Genomic DNA, 17,677 nt, shown 5'->3' with positions numbered 1-17,677 from the left:
ACGCCCGGTTACATTCCGAACCCGGAAGCTAAGCCTTTCAGAGCCGATGGTACTGCAGGGGGGACCCTGTGGGAGAGTAGGACGCCGCCGAACAACCCGCCCTTTTAGCTCAGTCGGTAGAGCGTCTCCATGGTAAGGAGAAGGTCAACGGTTCGATTCCGTTAAAGGGCTCAAAGAGAAAGGCCCCCACCATCTGGTGGGGGCCTTTTTGCGTTTCCTTACGTTTTCTCTTTCTGTCTGTCCGGGCTCCGAACCTGGACAGACAGAAAAGGGGAAGCAGGGGCCTGAGGGGACGGTCAGAAGGCTTCGCGGGGCTGGGGGACGCGGAAGGCGAGGATGGCCATGTCGTCCGAGGGGGGCTCCGGGGCGAAGCGTTCCACGGCGCGCAGGATGCGGGAGGCGACCGCGCCGGCCGTGAGGCCCGTACAGGTGGTGAGGACCTCGGTGAGGCCGTCGTCGCCGAGCATGCGGGTGCCCTCGCGGCGTTCGGTCACGCCGTCCGTGACACAGAGGAGGACATCGCCCGGGTCCAGGGTGAGGCTCTGTTCGTAGAGTTCGAGGTCCTCCATGACGCCCAGCAGCGGCTGCGGTTCCGCGGCCGGGGTGACCCGGCCGTCCGGGCTCAGGCGCAGGGGGAGCGGGTGGCCGGCGCAGACGACCTTCATCAGGGCGCTGCCGTCCGGCTGGGGGTGCAGCTCGCCGTAGAGGAGGGTGAGGAAGCGGCTGCGGGCGCCCTCGTCGAGGATGGCCGCGTTGAGCCGTTCGAGGACCGCCGGGCCGCCGAGGCCCTCGCGGGCCAGCAGGCGCAAGGCGTGCCGGGCGAGGCCGGTCACCGCCGCCGCCTCCGGGCCCGTACCGCAGACGTCGCCGATGGCGAAGCCGTACGCGCCGTCGCGGATCGGGAAGACGTCGTAGAAGTCGCCGCCCACCTCGTTGCCCTCCCCGGCGGCGCGGTAGATGACCTCGACCTCCATGCCGGGGATGGACGGAGAGCTGGGCGGCAGCAGGCTCCGCTGGAGGGAGCGGCTGATCGCGGCGCGCTCGGAGTAGAGGCGGGCGTTGTCGAGGGCCAGGGCCGCCCGGCGGGAGAGGTCCTCGGCGAGTTCGAGGATCTCCTGCCGGAAGTGTTCCTCCGAAGGCTTCCCGAGGGTCAGCATGCCGATGACGCGGTTGCGGGCCAGCAGGGGCAGGGCGACGGTCTCGCCGCCGGCCGCGAGGGACGCCTGGGACCAGGGGCGGGCGCCGCTCCCGCGGACCGGTTCGGGCGGGCTGATCCGGGAGAGCAGCTCCCGCAGGCCGTCGATCCGTTCCTCGTCCTCGTGCAGGACGTAGGCCAGGTACGGGTCGGACGCCTGGTCGGCGATGGTGTAGACGGCGCACCAGGTGGCGAGGGTCGGGACCGTCATCTGGGCCATGAGGGCCAGGGTCTGGTCCAGGTCGAGGGTGCCGGCCAGCAGGTCGGAGGCCTCGACGAGGAAGGAGAGGGAGCCGCGGCGCAGACGTTCCAGCTCGCCGAGGCGGGCGGACTCGACGGCGAGGGCGATGCGGTCGGCGGCGAACTGGAGGCGCAGGGCCTCTTCGTTGGAGTAGCGCCCGGGGATCTCGGTGGCGACACCGAGGGAGCCGGTGAGCCGGCCCTCGACCTTGAGCGGGACCGTGATCACGGAGCGCATGCCGGTGGCCTCCAGGAGCGGGACGGCTCCGGGCACGGCGGCGAGGTCGTCGTGGACGGCGGGCATGCGGGCGGAGCCGTACCGGTTGGTGCCGGCCTCGACGGGGACGCGGGCGAAGCGCTGGCGGGCGGAGGGCAGGCCGGTGGTGGCGCGGACCTCCAGCTCGGTCTCGTCGTCGGTGGCCAGCAGCAGGAAGGCGGCGTCGGCGTCGAGGAGGTCGCGGGCGCGTTCCACGGTGCGCTGGAGGAGGCCGTCCAGGTCGTCGGGGGCGGGGGAGCCGATGAAGACCTCGAAGGGGTCCGCGGGCCGGGTCTCGGTGGGGTGGCCGCCGTCCAGGGGGACCCGGGCCGGGGTCTGGAGCAGGGCCCGCTCGTCGTCGTGGACCAGCAGGCAGACGATGGACGGTTCGCCGTGGGCGTCGCGGACCCGCAGGTGGGAGGCGTAGACGGGGATCACGCGGCCGTCGGCGCCGCGGATGCCGTAGCTGCCCTCCCAGCGGGACAGGCGCAGGGCCTCGGCGATGCCGGTGCCGGTGCCGGGGGTCTGGGGCCAGGCGGCGAGTTCGGAGAGGGGGCGGCCCACGGCTTTCTGGGCGGGGTGGCCGAAGATGTGCTCGGCGTCCTCGTTCCAGGCGCAGACCGCGCCGGTGGCGTCGATCTGTACGACGGCGACGCGGACGCGGCTGTCGGTCAGGGGCAGGAGCTGGTCGGGGACGACGGGGCCCGAGGAGCGGGTGCCGACCGGCCGGTCGGGGAGGTCGAGCCGGAACCACACGTGTTTGTGGGTGGCGGTGTACTCGACGCCCCAGCGGGTGGCGAGGGCGGCGCAGAGCATCAGCCCGCGGCCGGACTCGCGGTCGGGGTCGGCGTACGGGCGTTCGCCGGGGTAGCGCAGGGGGAGTTCGCGCTCGGGGTAGCGGTCGGCGACCTCGACGCGGATGCCGCCCTGGGTGCGCAGGCAGAGGACTTCGGCGCGGGTCCCGGCGTGGACGACGGCGTTGGTGACGAGTTCGCTGGTGAGGACCACGGCGTCGTCGACGATGTCCGCGAAGCCCCAGCCCTGGAGGGTGTCGCGGACGAACGCGCGGGCAGCGGCGACCGAGCGCCCGAGGGGGTCGAAACTGGCAGCCGCCCGTGCCGTGATCACGATTCTCCTTCGACGCGGTGGGACATCGGATGCCAGGTTACTTACCTTCATGGCCGGGTTGGTGCCGTCGTCGGGGAATCCACCCGCAGGGTACGACCGGTGTGCGATGGTGCCGAAGTGTTATGGCCGGGTTCGGCCGGGATGAAACACTGGCAGGCTTGGAGCGCCGGGTTGGGAGAATTCGTATGCCCGGTGAAGCAGCGGTCGACCCTTTCGGGAGGGACACGGTGGAGTCTGGCGCAGCGGTGCGGCGCACGGGGACGCGGGCGAAGGGCGGGCGGCCCCGGCGTGACGGTACGACGGAAGTCGACACCGTCGCGCTGAACCGGCTGCTCACGGCGCTGGTGTCGATGCGGGACGGGAACTTCCGCAAGCGGCTGACGGTGTCCGGCGAAGGGGTGATGGCGGAGATCGCCGCCGTCTACAACGAGGTCGCCGACCGCAATCTCCACCTGACCGGGGAGCTCTCCAGGGTCCGGCGGACGGTCGGGCGCGAGGGCAAGCTGAGTGAACGGCTGGAAACGGGTGGCTGCGAGGGTTCGTGGGCGGCGGCCATCGACGCCTCGAACCAGCTGGTGGACGATCTGGCCCGGCCGGTGTCCGAGGTCGGCCGGGTGCTGTCGGCGGTCGCCGAGGGCGATCTCGACCAGCGGATGGAGCTGCGGACGCAGACGGCCGACGGGGTCGGGCACCCGCTGCGCGGGGAGTTCCTGAGGGTCGGGCGTACGGTCAACAACCTGGTCGACCAACTGTCCGCGTTCACCGACCAGGTGACGCGGGTGGCGCTGGAGGTGGGGACCGAGGGCAAGCTCGGTGGTCAGGCCCAGGTGCGTGGAATGTCGGGTTCCTGGAAGGATCTGACCGATTCCGTCAACACCATGGCGTACCGGCTGACCGCGCAGGTGCGTGACATCGCTCTCGTCACGACGGCGGTGGCCAAGGGCGATCTGTCGCGCAAGGTCACGGTGCACGTGGCCGGTGAGATGCTCCAGCTGAAGAACACCGTGAACACGATGGTCGACCAGCTGTCCTCGTTCTCGTCCGAGGTGACGCGGGTCGCCCGTGAGGTGGGGACGGAGGGTGAGCTGGGGGGCCAGGCCCAGGTGCCCGGGGTCGCCGGTGTGTGGAAGGACCTCACCGATTCCGTCAATACGATGGCGGGCAACCTCACGGCCCAGGTGCGGGGGATCGCGCAGGTCACGACGGCGGTCGCCAATGGCGACCTGTCGCAGAAGGTGCGGGTGAGCGCGCGCGGCGAGGTGGCGCAGCTGGCCGAGACGATCAACCAGATGACCGAGACGCTGCGGACCTTCGCGGACGAGGTCACGCGGGTGGCGAGCGAGGTCGGCGCGAAGGGGCTGCTGGGTGGTCAGGCGCAGGTGCCGGGGGCGGCGGGTACGTGGAAGGACCTCACGGACTCGGTGAACACGGTCTTCCGCAACCTCACCACGCAGGTGCGGGACATCGCGCAGGTGACGACGGCGGTGGCCAACGGTGACCTGTCGCAGAAGGTCACCGTGGATGTGGCCGGCGAGATGCTGGAGTTGAAGAACACCGTCAACACGATGGTGGACCAGCTCCAGTCCTTCGGCGCGGAAGTGACGCGAGTGGCCCGTGAGGTCGGGGTCGAGGGCGAGCTGGGTGGTCAGGCGCAGGTGCCGGGGGCGGCGGGGACGTGGAAGGACCTCACGGACTCGGTGAACACCGCCTTCCGCAACCTGACCGGGCAGGTGCGCAACATCGCGCAGGTGACGACGGCGGTGGCCAACGGTGACCTGTCGCAGAAGGTCACCGTGGACGTCTCCGGCGAGATGCTCCAGTTGAAGAACACCGTGAACACGATGGTCGACCAGTTGTCCTCCTTCGCCGACCAGGTCACGCGGATGGCGCGGGACGTGGGGACGGAGGGGCGGCTCGGCGGGCAGGCACGGGTGGAGGGGGTCTCCGGTACCTGGAAGGAGCTCACCGACTCCGTCAATTTCATGGCCGGGAACCTGACCTCGCAGGTCCGTCAGATCGCCCAGGTGACGACGGCGGTGGCGCGCGGTGATCTGTCGCAGAAGATCGACGTGGACGCGCGGGGCGAGATCCTGGAGCTGAAGAACACGATCAACACGATGGTGGACCAGCTCTCGGCCTTCGCGGAGCAGGTGACCCGGGTGGCGCGGGACGTGGGGACGGAGGGGCGGCTCGGCGGGCAGGCGCAGGTGCCCGGGGTGGCCGGGGTGTGGCGCGACCTCACGGACTCCGTGAACGGCATGGCCGGGAACCTGACCTCGCAGGTCCGCAACATCGCGCAGGTCGCCACGGCGGTGGCGCGCGGTGATCTGTCGCAGAAGATCGACGTGGACGCGCGGGGCGAGATCCTGGAGCTGAAGAACACCCTCAACACGATGGTCGACCAGCTCTCGAACTTCGCGGAGCAGGTGACGCGGGTGGCCCGGGAGGTCGGTACCGAGGGCATCCTCGGCGGGCAGGCGGAGGTGAAGGGTGTCTCCGGCACCTGGAAGGACCTCACCCAGTCCGTCAATTTCATGGCGAACAACCTGACCTCGCAGGTCCGCAACATCGCGGAGGTGACCACGGCCGTCGCGATGGGCGACCTCTCCAAGAAGATCACCGTCGACGCGAAGGGCGAGATCCTCGAACTCGTCACCACCGTGAACACGATGGTCGACCAGTTGTCCTCGTTCGCGGAGCAGGTGACGCGGGTGGCCCGCGAGGTGGGGACCGAGGGCATCCTCGGCGGCCAGGCCCGGGTGCGCGGGGTGACCGGGATCTGGAAGGACCTCAGCGACAACGTCAACACCATGGCCGGCAATCTGACGGCCCAGGTGCGGGGGATCGCGCAGGTCTCGGCGGCGGTGGCCAACGGGGATCTGACGAAGAAGGTGACGGTCGAGGCGCGCGGCGAGGTCGCGCAGCTCGCCGACACCGTCAACACGATGGTCAAGACGCTCTCCTCGTTCGCGGACGAGGTGACGCGCGTGGCCCGGGAGGTGGGGACGGAGGGGCGGCTCGGCGGGCAGGCGCACGTGCCCGGGGTCTCCGGGACGTGGAAGGACCTCACCGACTCGGTGAACTTCATGGCCTCCAACCTCACCGGTCAGGTGCGGCAGATCGCCATGGTCACGACCGCCATCGCCAAGGGCGACATGACCAAGAAGATCGACATCGATGCCCGCGGGGAGATCCTGGAGCTGAAGACGACCATCAACACGATGGTCGACCAGCTCTCCTCCTTCGCCGACCAGGTGACGCGGGTGGCCCGTGAGGTGGGCACGGAGGGCATCCTGGGCGGCCAGGCCCGGGTCCGGGACGTCGACGGCACCTGGCGGGACCTGACCGAGTCGGTGAACGAGATGGCCGGGAACCTCACCCGGCAGGTGCGCGCGATCGCCGCGGTGGCCACGGCGGTGACCCGCGGTGATCTGAGCCTGAAGGTCGACGTGGACGCGGCGGGCGAGATCCAGGTCCTCCAGGACAACATCAACACGATGATCGTCAACCTGCGCGACACCACCTTGGCCAACGAGGAGCAGGACTGGCTCAAGGGCAACCTCGCCCGGATCTCCGCGCTGATGCAGGGCCGCCGGGAGCTGGACGACGTGGCCTCGCTGATCATGAGCGAGCTGACCCCGGTGGTCTCCGCGCAGCACGGCGCCTTCTTCCTGGCGCTGCCGGCCGGGGGGAGCACCGAGATCGGGACGGAAAACAACAGGGACGGCTCGTACGAGCTGCGGATGCGCGGGAGCTACGCGTACGGGGGCGGGCAGATGCCGACCTCCTTCCGGCCGGGGGAGGGGCTGATCGGGACGGTCGCCGAGGAGAAGCGGACGATCCTCGTCGAGAACACCCCGCCCGGTTATCTGAAGATCTCCTCCGGGCTGGGAGAGGCGCCGCCGGCGCATGTGATCGTGCTGCCGGTGCTGTTCGAGGGGAAGCTGCTCGGTGTCATCGAGCTGGCCTCCTTCACGGGGTTCACGCAGATCCAGAAGGACTTCCTCAGCCAGATCGCCGAGATGATCGGTACCAGCGTCAACACGATCAGCGTCAACTCCAAGACGGAGATGCTGCTCAAGCAGTCGCAGGAGATGACCGAGCAGTTGCGCGAGCGCTCCGACGAGCTGGAGAACCGGCAGAAGGCGCTCCAGGCCGCCAACGCGGAGCTGGAGGAGAAGGCCGAGCTGCTGGCCCGGCAGAACCGGGACATCGAGGTCAAGAACACCGAGATCGAGGAGGCCCGGCAGGTCCTGGAGGAGCGCGCGGAGCAGCTCGCGGTCTCGATGCGCTACAAGTCCGAGTTCCTGGCGAACATGTCGCACGAGCTGCGGACTCCGCTCAACTCGCTGCTGATCCTGGCCAAGCTGCTCGCCGACAACGCGGACGGCAACCTCTCGCCGAAGCAGGTGGAGTTCGCCCGGACCATCCACGGCGCGGGCTCGGACCTGCTGCAGCTGATCAACGACATCCTGGACCTGTCGAAGGTCGAGGCCGGGAAGATGGACGTCTCGCCGACCCGGATCGCGCTGGTCCAGCTGGTGGACTACGTGGAGGCGACCTTCCGGCCGCTGACGGCGGAGAAGGGCCTGGACTTCTCGGTCCGGGTCTCCCCGGAGCTGCCCGCCACCTTGCACACCGACGAGCAGCGCCTGCTCCAGGTGCTCCGCAACCTGCTGTCGAACGCGGTGAAGTTCACCGACACCGGGGCCGTGGAGCTGGTGATCCGTCCCGCCGGGGCGGACGTGCCGGAGGCGATCCGGGCGCAGTTGCTGGAGGCCGGGTCGCTGCGGGAGGCGGACGCGGAGCTGATCGCCTTCTCGGTGACGGACACCGGGATCGGGATCGCGGCGGGCAAGATGCTGGTGATCTTCGAGGCGTTCAAGCAGGCCGACGGGACGACGAGCCGCAAGTACGGCGGGACGGGACTCGGGTTGTCGATCAGCCGGGAGATCGCGCGGCTGCTGGGCGGGGAGATCCACGCGGCCAGTGAGCCGGGCCGGGGCTCCACCTTCACGCTCTACCTGCCGTTGCACCCGAGCGAGCTGCCGCCGCAGGGGTACCTGCCGCCGGTGCCCGGTGGGGTGCGCGGCGAGCTGTACCGCAGGTCGGCCGAGGAGGCGCGGGCCGCGCTGCCGGCGGCTCCGGCCGTCGCGGTGCCCGGGGCGCACTCGGCGGCCCGTCCGGTGCGGGCCGCCCTCCCGGCCGAGGTGACGGGGTGGGAGGGGGCGGAGCTGCTGCGGCGGCGCAACGCGCTGAGCGAGATGGAGGCGCGTCCGGCGCTGTCGGGGCCGCAGCCCGGTCAGCGGGGCGAGGACGGCTGGGGCGGCCCGGATACGGAGCTTCCCGTAGTGCCCCGGACGTACGGGTTCCGTGGTGAGCAGGTGCTCATCGTGGACGACGACGTCCGCAACGTCTTCGCGCTGACGAGCGTGCTGGAGCAGCACGGGCTCTCGGTGCTGTACGCGGAGAACGGGCGGGAGGGCATCGAGGTCCTGGAGCAGCACGACGAGGTGACGGTCGTGCTGATGGACATCATGATGCCCGAGATGGACGGGTACGCGACGACCTCGGCGATCCGGCGGATGCCGCAGTTCGCGGGGTTGCCGATCATCGCGCTGACGGCGAAGGCGATGAAGGGGGACAAGGAGAAGGCCATCGATTCCGGTGCCTCCGACTACGTCACCAAGCCGGTCGATCCCGACCACCTGTTGTCCGTGATGGAGCGGTGGATGCGCGAGAAGTGAGCGCTCGGCGCGTGCGGGGGAACTTCTTGTCGGCGCGGTACGGCCGAAGCGGTGTGGGAGGGCGGAAAACGGGGAACCTTCTGCTCTCCCGCGACGTTTCCGCTTCGTGCGCAGTGACATCTCGGTGACAGGGTGTGGCGATCTCGGGACTGGGGCTACGATGACCGGCACAAGGACGGACGGCGCAAGGATGCCGTTCTCTGGGGCGGGGCCCGGCGTACAGGCCGGAGCCAGGAGCCGGGGAGGCCCCATGCCGGGGCGAGGAGGACAGGGCATGGTGCAGAAGGCCAAGATCCTCCTGGTCGACGACCGGCCGGAGAATCTGCTGGCGCTGGAGGCCATCCTCTCCGCGCTCGATCAGACACTGGTCCGGGCGTCGTCGGGGGAGGAAGCGCTCAAGGCGCTGCTGACGGACGATTTCGCGGTCATCCTGCTGGATGTGCAGATGCCGGGGATGGACGGTTTCGAGACGGCCGCGCACATCAAGCGGCGGGAGCGGACCCGGGACATCCCGATCATCTTCCTCACCGCGATCAACCACGGTCCGCACCACACCTTCCGCGGGTACGCGGCGGGCGCGGTCGACTACATCTCCAAGCCCTTCGACCCGTGGGTGCTGCGGGCCAAGGTCTCGGTCTTCGTGGAGCTGTACACGAAGAACTGCCAGCTCCGGGAGCAGGCCTCGCTGCTGCGCCTCCAGTTGGACGGCGGTGGTTCGAACGGCGTGGACGGCGGCAGGGAGGCGGCCGGACTGCTGGCCGAGCTCTCCGCGCGGCTCGCGGCGGTCGAGGAGCAGGCGGAGGCGCTGACCAAGCAGCTCGGCGAGGAGTCGGGCGATCCGGCGGCGGTGGCGACCGCCGCCCACCTGGAGCGCAAACTGACCGGCCTGCGCCGGGCGCTCGACGCGCTGGAGCCCGGGACCAGCGGGGGAACTCCGGTACTGCCGCTGCAGGGCTGACGGCCCGGCAGCGCCACAGGTCCCGTACGGGTTCCCGTAGCCGTCGCGCACCGGCCCGGTGGGCCGGGGCGGGTGGGGGTGTGTCAGCTCCGGGGCCGCGTCGAGGGGGTGCGTCAAGGGGCGTGTCAAAGCGGGCGTGGAGTGGGCGACACGAACGGGTGAAGGGGTGGGCACGCACGTTCCCCGGGGTGTGCACCGGTAACCTCGGGCCCATGGCCTCACGTACGTCCGGCAAGGGTTCCCAGAGCACCGCGGGCACCGCGAAGGGCCGCCCCGGCCGTACGACGGCGTCGGCGAAGAAGGCGGCTCCCGCGGGCAGAGCTCCCGCGAAGAAGACCGCGGCGCCCCGCCGCGCCCCGGCCAGGAAGGCCGCGCCGAAGAAGCCCGAGCCGTCCTCCACCGGGGGTGTGGTGCGGCTGGTGCGGGCCGTCTGGCTCGGCTGCGCGCACGGGGTCGGCGCGTTCTTCCGCGGGATCGGCCGGGGTGCCAGGAACCTCGACCCCGCCCACCGCAAGGACGGCGTGGCACTGCTGCTCCTCGCCCTCACGCTGATCGTGGCCGCCGGAACCTGGTCGAACCTGACCGGTCCCGTCGGTGATCTGGTCACGATGCTGATCACCGGCGCCTTCGGACGACTGGATCTGCTCGTCCCCGTCCTGCTCGGGGTCATGGCGGCCCGTTTCATGCGCCATCCCGAACAGAGCGACGCCAACGGGCGCATCGGCATCGGTCTCTCCGCGCTCACCATCGGCGTCCTCGGCCTCGTGCACATCGCCTGCGGGGCGCCCGGCCGGGACGACGGCACCACCGCCATGCAGAACGCGGGCGGGCTCATCGGCTGGGGCGCCTCCAAGCCGCTGATCTTCACGATGGGCGCGCCGCTGGCCGTGCCGATGCTGCTGCTGCTGACGGTCTTCGGGCTGCTCGTGGTCACCGCGACCCCGGTCAACGCGATCCCGCAGCGGCTGCGGAAGCTGGGCATCAGGCTCGGGGTCATCGCCCCGAACGAGTACGACGAGGAGTACGGGGCCGCCGGCCGGCACGACCCGGAGCAGTGGCGGGCCCGCGCCGGTGACCCGGCGGACCCCGGCGCCGCCGCCGAGGAGGAGGCGCTCGCCAGGCGGCGCAGGCCGCGGCGGGCCCCGGGCGGACCGGCCGCGGACCGGGGGATGGACGCCGTCGACGTGGCCGCCGCTGCCGCCGCCGCCCTGGACGGGGTGGTGTACGGCGGGCTGCCGCCGTCCCCGCTGGTCGCCGACCTCACCCAGGGGATCTCCGGCGGGCGGGCGGGCACCGAGGCCACCACCCCGGTGCCCGCCGCCCGCGGGGGACACCCGCCGGGCGCCGTTCCCGGCGCCGTCCCTCCCGTCCCGTCCGTCCCCCCAGTTCCGTCCGTACCGCCCGCACCGGCCGGCGCGGGCGTCGGCGCGGGTGCCGGGGGCGGGCAGCCGCACGCCACCACCGCCGCGGCCGCCGGGACCCTCTCGGTGCCGGACCTGACCAAGGCCGCGCCACAGGACCAGCCCCTGCCGGCCCGCGCCGAACAGCTCCAGCTGCGCGGGGACGTCACGTACGCCCTGCCCTCGCTCGACCTGCTGGAGCGTGGCGGGCCCGGCAAGACCCGCAGCGCCGCGAACGACGCGGTCGTGGCCTCGCTCACCAACGTGTTCACCGAGTTCAAGGTCGACGCGCAGGTCACCGGCTTCACCCGGGGCCCGACCGTGACCCGGTACGAGGTGACGCTCGGCGCGGCCGTCAAGGTCGAGCGGATCACGGCGCTGGCGAAGAACATCGCCTACGCCGTGGCCTCGCCGGACGTCCGGATCATCAGCCCGATCCCGGGCAAGTCGGCCGTCGGCATCGAGATCCCGAACACCGACCGCGAGATGGTCAACCTGGGGGACGTGCTGCGCCTCGCGGACGCGGCCGAGGACGACCACCCGATGCTGGTCGCGCTCGGCAAGGACGTCGAGGGCGGCTACGTCATGGCCAACCTCGCGAAGATGCCGCACGTCCTGGTCGCCGGAGCCACCGGTTCCGGCAAGTCGTCCTGCATCAACTGCCTGATCACCTCGGTCATGGTCCGGGCGACGCCGGAGGACGTCCGGATGGTGCTCGTCGACCCCAAGCGGGTCGAGCTGACGGCCTACGAGGGCATCCCGCACCTGATCACCCCGATCATCACCAACCCCAAGCGGGCCGCCGAGGCGCTCCAGTGGGTGGTCCGCGAGATGGACCTGCGCTACGACGACCTGGCCGCCTTCGGCTACCGGCACATCGACGACTTCAACCGGGCCGTCCGGGACGGCAAGATCAAACTGCCGCCGGGCAGCGAGCGGGAGCTCAGCCCCTACCCGTACCTGCTGGTGATCGTCGACGAGCTGGCCGACCTGATGATGGTGGCCCCGCGTGACGTGGAGGACTCGATCGTCCGCATCACCCAGCTGGCCCGCGCCGCTGGCATCCACCTGGTCCTCGCCACCCAGCGGCCCTCCGTGGACGTGGTTACCGGCCTGATCAAGGCGAACGTGCCCTCGCGGCTCGCCTTCGCCACCTCCTCGCTCGCCGACAGCCGGGTCATCCTCGACCAGCCGGGCGCCGAGAAGCTGATCGGCAAAGGTGACGGACTCTTCCTGCCGATGGGGGCGAACAAACCGGTCCGCCTGCAGGGCGCCTTCGTCACCGAGGAGGAGATCGCCGGGATCGTCCAGCACTGCAAGGACCAGATGGCGCCCGTCTTCCGCGACGACGTCACCGTCGGGCAGAAGCAGACCAAGGAGATCGACGAGGAGATCGGCGACGACCTGGAGCTGCTGTGCCAGGCGACGGAACTGGTGGTCTCCACCCAGTTCGGGTCGACCTCCATGCTCCAGCGCAAGCTCCGGGTGGGCTTCGCCAAGGCGGGCCGGCTCATGGACCTGATGGAGTCGCGGGCGATCGTCGGACCCAGCGAGGGGTCCAAGGCGCGGGACGTCCTGGTCAAGGCCGACGAACTCGACGGGGTCCTCGCCGTCATCCGGGGGGAGACCCCTCCGTGACGATATGCCGGGCAACCGTTTCCCCCGGGCCCACGTCCCGTTGAGAGAGACGGCGACAGCGCCGCGAACGGCGCCGCAGCCGACGTCCCGGACCGGTCCTCCACCCGCCATACGGATGGCGTAGGGAGACCGTCCTCCGGTTGCCCCACCCTTTCGTCACCCCCCTAGACTGGGCATCCAGCAGGTGGCTACACGCTCGAAAGGCGCCCTCGTGTCCATCGGCAACTCCCACTCCCCCGAAGAAGAGCGGACTTCGGCCGACGCCCGGTCCGAGGACCGCATCGTCGAGCGTCCCGCCGAAGGGCCGTCCATCGGGACGGTGCTCAGGAAGGCCCGGATCGCCGCCGGGCTCACCGTCGACGAGGTCAGCTCCACCACCCGCGTGCGCATCCCGATCGTGCACGCGATCGAGGAGGACGACTTCACCCGGTGCGGCGGCGACGTGTACGCCCGCGGCCACATCCGCACGCTCGCCCGCGCCGTCCACCTCGACCCGGCGCCCCTGGTCGACAGCTACGACGCGGCCCACGGGGGCCGGCCCGCCCCGACGCCCGCCGCGCCGATGTTCGAGGCCGAACGCATCCGGCCCGAGCGGCAGCGGCCCAACTGGACCGCCGCCATGGTCGCCGCCATCGTCGCCGTCACCGGATTCGTCGGCTTCACCGCCTTCAGCGGCGGGGACGAGCAGGCCAAGCGGCCGGCGGCGGACGCCGCCGCCCCGCAGCCCGCCCCCAAGCAGAGCGGCGGGAAGCCGGCCTCCCCGCCCCCGTCGCCCAGGCCGGAGCCCTCGGACAGCGCCATCGCCGCCGCGCCCAAGGACCTCGTCACGGTCGTCCTGACGGCCGACACCGGCGAGAGCTGGATCTCCGCGAAGGACCACAGCGGCAGGCTCCTCTTCGACGGCACCCTCACCCGGGGCCAGTCCAAGACCTTCACCGACAAGGACTCCATCGACCTCGTACTCGGCGACGCCGGGGCCGTGAAGCTCTTCGTGAACGGCAAGGAGATCAAGGACGACTTCCAGCCGGGACAGGTGGAACGCCTCACCTACACCAAGGAAGACCCGGGCCAGGAGCAGGCCCAGGCGGGCTGAGCCGCAGCTGAACAGGTGGTTCCGGATTCCCGGGGTGCGGCGCCGCACCCCGGGAATCCGGCTGTCGGGCCTTCGTGGCGGGAACGGGGGCGGGGGCCGGTGCCGGGACGAAGTAGTCTTGAGTCCATGCCCGAACGCCGTACCGTCGCCCTTGTCACCCTTGGCTGCGCCCGTAACGAGGTGGACTCGGAGGAGCTCGCAGGCCGCTTGGCGGCGGATGGCTGGGAGCTCGTCGAGGACGCCGCCGACGCGGACGTAGCCGTCGTCAACACCTGTGGTTTCGTCGAAGCCGCCAAGAAGGACTCCGTAGACGCCCTCCTGGAAGCCAACGATCTCAAGGATCACGGCAGGACCCAGGCCGTCGTCGCCGTCGGCTGTATGGCCGAGCGCTACGGCAAGGAACTCGCCGAAGCGCTCCCCGAGGCCGACGGAGTCCTCGGTTTCGACGACTACGCCGACATCTCCGACCGCCTCCAGACCATTCTCAACGGCGGCGTCCACGCCTCCCACACCCCGCGCGACCGGCGCAAGCTGCTGCCGATCAGCCCGGCGGCCCGCCAGGACGCCGACGTCGCGCTCCCCGGCCACGCCCAGGAGCCCGCCGCGGCGGCCCCCGCCGACCTGCCGGACGGGCTCGCCCCCGCCTCCGGGCCGCGCGCACCCCTGCGCCGCCGCCTGGACAAGAGCCCCGTCGCCTCCGTCAAGCTGGCCTCCGGCTGCGACCGGCGGTGCTCCTTCTGCGCCATCCCGTCCTTCCGCGGCTCCTTCATCTCCCGCCGCCCCAGCGACGTGCTGGGCGAGACCCGCTGGCTCGCCGAGCAGGGCGTCAAGGAGATCATGCTGGTCTCCGAGAACAACACCTCGTACGGCAAGGACCTCGGCGACATCCGGCTGCTGGAGACCCTCCTGCCCGAGCTGGCCGCCGTCGACGGCATCGAGCGGGTCCGCGTCAGCTACCTCCAGCCCGCGGAGATGCGGCCCGGACTGATCGACGTCCTCACCTCGACCCCCAAGATCGCCCCCTACTTCGACCTGTCCTTCCAGCACTCGGCCCCCGACGTGCTGCGCTCCATGCGCCGCTTCGGTGACACCGACCGGTTCCTGGAGCTGCTGGACACCATCCGCACCAAGGCCCCGCAGGCCGGCGTACGGTCCAACTTCATCGTCGGCTTCCCCGGCGAGAAGGAGTCCGACTTCGCCGAGCTGGAGCGTTTCCTCACCCACGCCCGGCTCGACGCCATCGGCGTCTTCGGCTACTCCGACGAGGACGGCACCGAGGCCGCCACCTACGAGGGCAAGCTCGACGCGGACACCATCGCCGAGCGGCTCGCGCACATGCAGCGCCTCGCCGAGGAGCTCACCTCGCAGCGCGCGGAGGAGCGGATCGGGGAGACCCTGGAGGTACTCGTCGAAACCGTGGAAGCGGTGGACGAGGAAGGCGAAGGAGCGTACGGGCGCGCCGAGCACCAGGCGCCCGAGACCGACGGCCAGGTCGTCTTCACGGACAGCACGGGCCTGGTCCCCGGACGTATCGTGACGGCGAAGGTGGTCGCCACCCTGGGTGTGGACCTGGTGGCCGAGCCCCTGGGCCTGGAGTTCGAGGAGGCGGCCGGATGACCGGAGTCCCGGCGTCCGCGGCGGGCGGGACCGGCCGCCGGCCCGCGCCCGGCGCGAAGCTGGGAGCCGCGGCGGTCAACCAGGCCAGCCTGTGGAACATCGCCAACATCCTGACGATGATCCGGCTGGTCCTCGTGCCGGGATTCGTCCTCCTGCTGCTGGCCGACGGCGGGTACGACCCCGTCTGGCGGGCCTGGGCCTGGGCGGCGTTCGCCGTCGCCATGATCACGGACATCTTCGACGGGCACCTCGCCCGGACGTACGACCTGGTCACGGACTTCGGCAAGATCGCCGACCCCATCGCCGACAAGGCGATCATGGGGTCGGCGCTGATCTGCCTCTCCTGGCTCGGCGAACTGCCGTGGTGGGTGACCGGGGTGATCCTCGGGCGCGAGCTCGGGATCACACTGCTGCGCTTCTGGGTGATCCGCTACGGCGTGATCCCGGCCAGCCGGGGCGGCAAGATGAAGACGCTGGCCCAGGGCACGGCGGTGGGCATGTACGTGCTCGTGCTGACCGGTCCGCTGGCCACCCTGCGTTTCTGGGTGATGGCGCTCGCCGTGGTGCTGACCGTCGTCACCGGCCTGGACTACATCCGCCAGGCGATCGTGCTGCGCCGCCAGGGCCTGGCCGCGGAGCGGGCCGCGAGGTGACATACGGGGCCGGGGATTCCGCAAGGGCGGGCGCCGGTGCGGGGGACCGCGCCGGGGCCGCCGAACTGGCCGGGCAGGTCCTGCGCCTCCTTGCGGAGAGTGACCAGAGCCTCGCCGTCGCCGAGTCGCTGACCGGCGGGACGGTGGCCGCGGAACTCACGGCCGTCCCCGGCGCCTCCCGTTCCTTCCGCGGTTCGGTCACGGCGTACGCGACGGAGCTCAAGCACACGCTGCTCGGGGTGGACGCGGAGCTGCTGGCGGCCGAAGGCGCGGTGAACGCGCAGGTCGCGCAGGAGATGGCGATCGGCGTGCGCCGGGTCACGGGCGCCACCTGGGGGATCGCGACCACCGGGGTCGCCGGCCCCGATCCCCAGGACGGACAGCCGGTCGGCACGGTTTTCGTCGCCGTGGCGGGTCCGGGGGCCAGGAAAACGGTCCGGCTGAGGTTGAACGGCTCCCGTACGGAAATCCGTAGGGAGAGTGCACGCACAGTGCTCGAACTTCTCTCAAGCCAACTCCGCGAGAATGCGCGGAGGCAGGATACGGAACAGAACGGGGGGATTTGATGTTTGCAGCCCTGAGTGAACACGACATCGCTCCCCGCACGGCCGCGGCGCGAGGCGGTACGGTGGGGCGTGAAGGATGCGGCTACACGGTCAGAGGAGGGAGCCACCGATGATTCTGCTCCGTCGCCTGCTGGGTGACGTGCTGCGTCGGCAGCGCCAGCGCCAGGGCCGTACTCTGCGCGAAGTCTCCTCGTCGGCCCGAGTCTCGCTCGGCTATCTCTCCGAGGTGGAGCGGGGGCAGAAGGAGGCATCCTCCGAGTTGCTCTCCGCGATCTGCGACGCGTTGGACGTACGGATGTCCGAGCTGATGCGCGAGGTCAGTGACGAACTGTCCCTGGCCGAGCTGGCACAGTCGGCCGCGGCAAGTGAACCGGTGCCCGCACCGGTACGCCCGATGCTCAATTCGGTCTCCATGGCCTCGGTCGCGGTCGGGCCGGAGCGGGTGACCATCAAGGCGCCTGCGGAAGCGGTGAACGTCGTAGCCGCGTGAGTGCGTGACCTATGAGTGTGGCCGGAGCCCCGGTCGGTGCGTGACGCACCGACCGGGGCTCCGTGCCGTTCTGGGTGCGGGGGCGAGGGGGGTACGGGAGGATGGGCGCGTCCGGGCCCCGGCCCCTGGGAGGTAGCCGTGCGGCCGTTACTGATACCCCTCGCGCTGGTGGCGGGCGTGCTGTGGTGGTGGGCCGTGCTGCGCCTGGCCCTGGCCCCGGCCGGCTCCGGGCTCGTGGAGGGCGCGGTGGCCCTGGGCGGATGGGGGCTGGGGCTGCTGCCGGTCCACTGTGTGCCGGGGCCGGTGGGCAGGGCCCGGAGGGCATCGGCCGGGGACGGTGACGGTGGGGGTGGGGCCGGTGGGGGTGGGGTCGGGGGTGCTGATGGTGCTGGTGGTGAAAGCGCCGGTTCGTTCGGGTCCTTCGGTTCCGGGTCGCTCGGTTCTGGCTCTGGCTCCGGTTCTGGTTCCGGTTCTGGGGCTGCCGGTGGTGAAGGTGCCGGTGGTGGGGTTGGTGCTGCCGGGGCTGGGTCGTGTGGTGAGCCGGGTGAGGCTGGTGGGTTCAGCGGGTTCGGTGGGTCCCGTTCGGGTGACCGGTGACGGGTGACCGGTGGTGTGTGACGGGTGCGTGAGGCTGGTGTGGCGGGAGCGGCCGTGGACGAACAGCTCGCGGCCGGGGCGCACGCCGGCGTTCGCGGC

10 protein-coding genes, 1 tRNA gene and 1 rRNA gene are annotated in these 17,677 nt (G+C 71.1%); 11 read left to right on the top strand and 1 reads right to left on the bottom strand.

Annotated features, from left to right (window positions below; all coding sequences use genetic code 11):
* Positions 1–93: ribosomal RNA gene (rrf, locus tag ACIA5F_RS21215) — 5S ribosomal RNA — on the top strand; the annotation flags it as partial.
* Between the two features lie 5 nt (positions 94–98).
* Positions 99–171 (top strand) — tRNA-Thr (locus ACIA5F_RS21210).
* Between the two features lie 125 nt (positions 172–296).
* Here ACIA5F_RS21210 and ACIA5F_RS21205 read toward each other — a convergent pair.
* Positions 297–2,870 carry a SpoIIE family protein phosphatase gene (locus ACIA5F_RS21205; RefSeq protein WP_399355181.1) on the bottom strand — a complete coding sequence of 858 codons (2,574 nt, stop codon included), beginning with the start codon at positions 2,868–2,870 and terminating at the stop codon, positions 297–299.
* 176 nt (positions 2,871–3,046) lie between these two features.
* Here ACIA5F_RS21205 and ACIA5F_RS21200 point away from each other — a divergent pair, with 176 nt between their 5' ends.
* The 9 genes from ACIA5F_RS21200 (at position 3,047) to ACIA5F_RS21160 (ending at position 17,585) form a co-directional block, all read left to right on the top strand.
* Positions 3,047–8,566, top strand: coding sequence for a HAMP domain-containing protein (locus ACIA5F_RS21200; RefSeq protein WP_399355179.1), 5,520 nt, complete (start codon positions 3,047–3,049; stop codon positions 8,564–8,566).
* A 274-nt stretch (positions 8,567–8,840) separates the two neighbouring features.
* Positions 8,841–9,524 (top strand): two-component system response regulator, encoded by a 684-nt coding sequence (locus ACIA5F_RS21195; RefSeq protein ID WP_399355177.1) that lies wholly within the window; start codon positions 8,841–8,843, stop codon positions 9,522–9,524.
* 212 nt (positions 9,525–9,736) lie between these two features.
* On the top strand, positions 9,737–12,562 hold the full coding sequence (locus ACIA5F_RS21190; protein WP_399355176.1) for a DNA translocase FtsK: 2,826 nt from the start codon (positions 9,737–9,739) through the stop codon (positions 12,560–12,562).
* Between the two features lie 211 nt (positions 12,563–12,773).
* On the top strand, positions 12,774–13,655 hold the full coding sequence (locus ACIA5F_RS21185; protein ID WP_399355174.1) for a helix-turn-helix domain-containing protein: 882 nt from the start codon (positions 12,774–12,776) through the stop codon (positions 13,653–13,655).
* Between the two features lie 126 nt (positions 13,656–13,781).
* On the top strand, positions 13,782–15,272 hold the full coding sequence (gene rimO, locus ACIA5F_RS21180; RefSeq protein ID WP_399355172.1) for a 30S ribosomal protein S12 methylthiotransferase RimO: 1,491 nt from the start codon (positions 13,782–13,784) through the stop codon (positions 15,270–15,272).
* Entirely contained in the window at positions 15,269–15,925 is a 657-nt protein-coding gene (gene pgsA / locus ACIA5F_RS21175; RefSeq protein ID WP_399355170.1) for a CDP-diacylglycerol--glycerol-3-phosphate 3-phosphatidyltransferase, read from the top strand. The genes rimO and pgsA overlap by 4 nt, the downstream gene beginning before the upstream one ends.
* A 65-nt stretch (positions 15,926–15,990) precedes the next feature.
* On the top strand, positions 15,991–16,491 hold the full coding sequence (locus tag ACIA5F_RS21170; RefSeq protein ID WP_399355193.1) for a CinA family protein: 501 nt from the start codon (positions 15,991–15,993) through the stop codon (positions 16,489–16,491).
* Positions 16,492–16,600: 109 nt separating this feature from the next.
* The gene (locus ACIA5F_RS21165; RefSeq protein WP_399355168.1) at positions 16,601–16,981 is read left to right on the top strand and encodes a helix-turn-helix domain-containing protein; all 381 of its coding nucleotides are present in this window, start codon (positions 16,601–16,603) and stop codon (positions 16,979–16,981) included.
* A gap of 376 nt (positions 16,982–17,357) precedes the next feature.
* Positions 17,358–17,585 carry a hypothetical protein gene (locus ACIA5F_RS21160; protein WP_399355166.1) on the top strand — a complete coding sequence of 76 codons (228 nt, stop codon included), beginning with the start codon at positions 17,358–17,360 and terminating at the stop codon, positions 17,583–17,585.
* The last annotated feature ends 92 nt before the right edge of the window (positions 17,586–17,677 follow it).

It is taken from the genome of Streptomyces sp. NPDC051567 (assembly GCF_044454165.1).
Classification (GTDB): domain Bacteria; phylum Actinomycetota; class Actinomycetes; order Streptomycetales; family Streptomycetaceae; genus Streptomyces.
The sequence above is the reverse complement of the archived record's forward strand: the minus strand, read 5'-3'. Positions and strand labels throughout refer to the sequence as shown.

What these genes read in the sequence shown, in the direction of transcription:
- ACIA5F_RS21205 (WP_399355181.1), bottom strand. Translation starts at nt 2,870, where the DNA reads ATGAAGGTAAGTAACCTGGCATCCGATGTCCCACCGCGTCGAAGGAGA.
- ACIA5F_RS21195 (WP_399355177.1), top strand. Translation starts at nt 8,841, where the DNA reads ATGGTGCAGAAGGCCAAGATCCTCCTGGTCGACGACCGGCCGGAGAAT.
- ACIA5F_RS21190 (WP_399355176.1), top strand. Translation starts at nt 9,737, where the DNA reads ATGGCCTCACGTACGTCCGGCAAGGGTTCCCAGAGCACCGCGGGCACC.
- rimO (WP_399355172.1), top strand. Translation starts at nt 13,782, where the DNA reads ATGCCCGAACGCCGTACCGTCGCCCTTGTCACCCTTGGCTGCGCCCGT.
- pgsA (WP_399355170.1), top strand. Translation starts at nt 15,269, where the DNA reads ATGACCGGAGTCCCGGCGTCCGCGGCGGGCGGGACCGGCCGCCGGCCC.
- ACIA5F_RS21165 (WP_399355168.1), top strand. Translation starts at nt 16,601, where the DNA reads ATGATTCTGCTCCGTCGCCTGCTGGGTGACGTGCTGCGTCGGCAGCGC.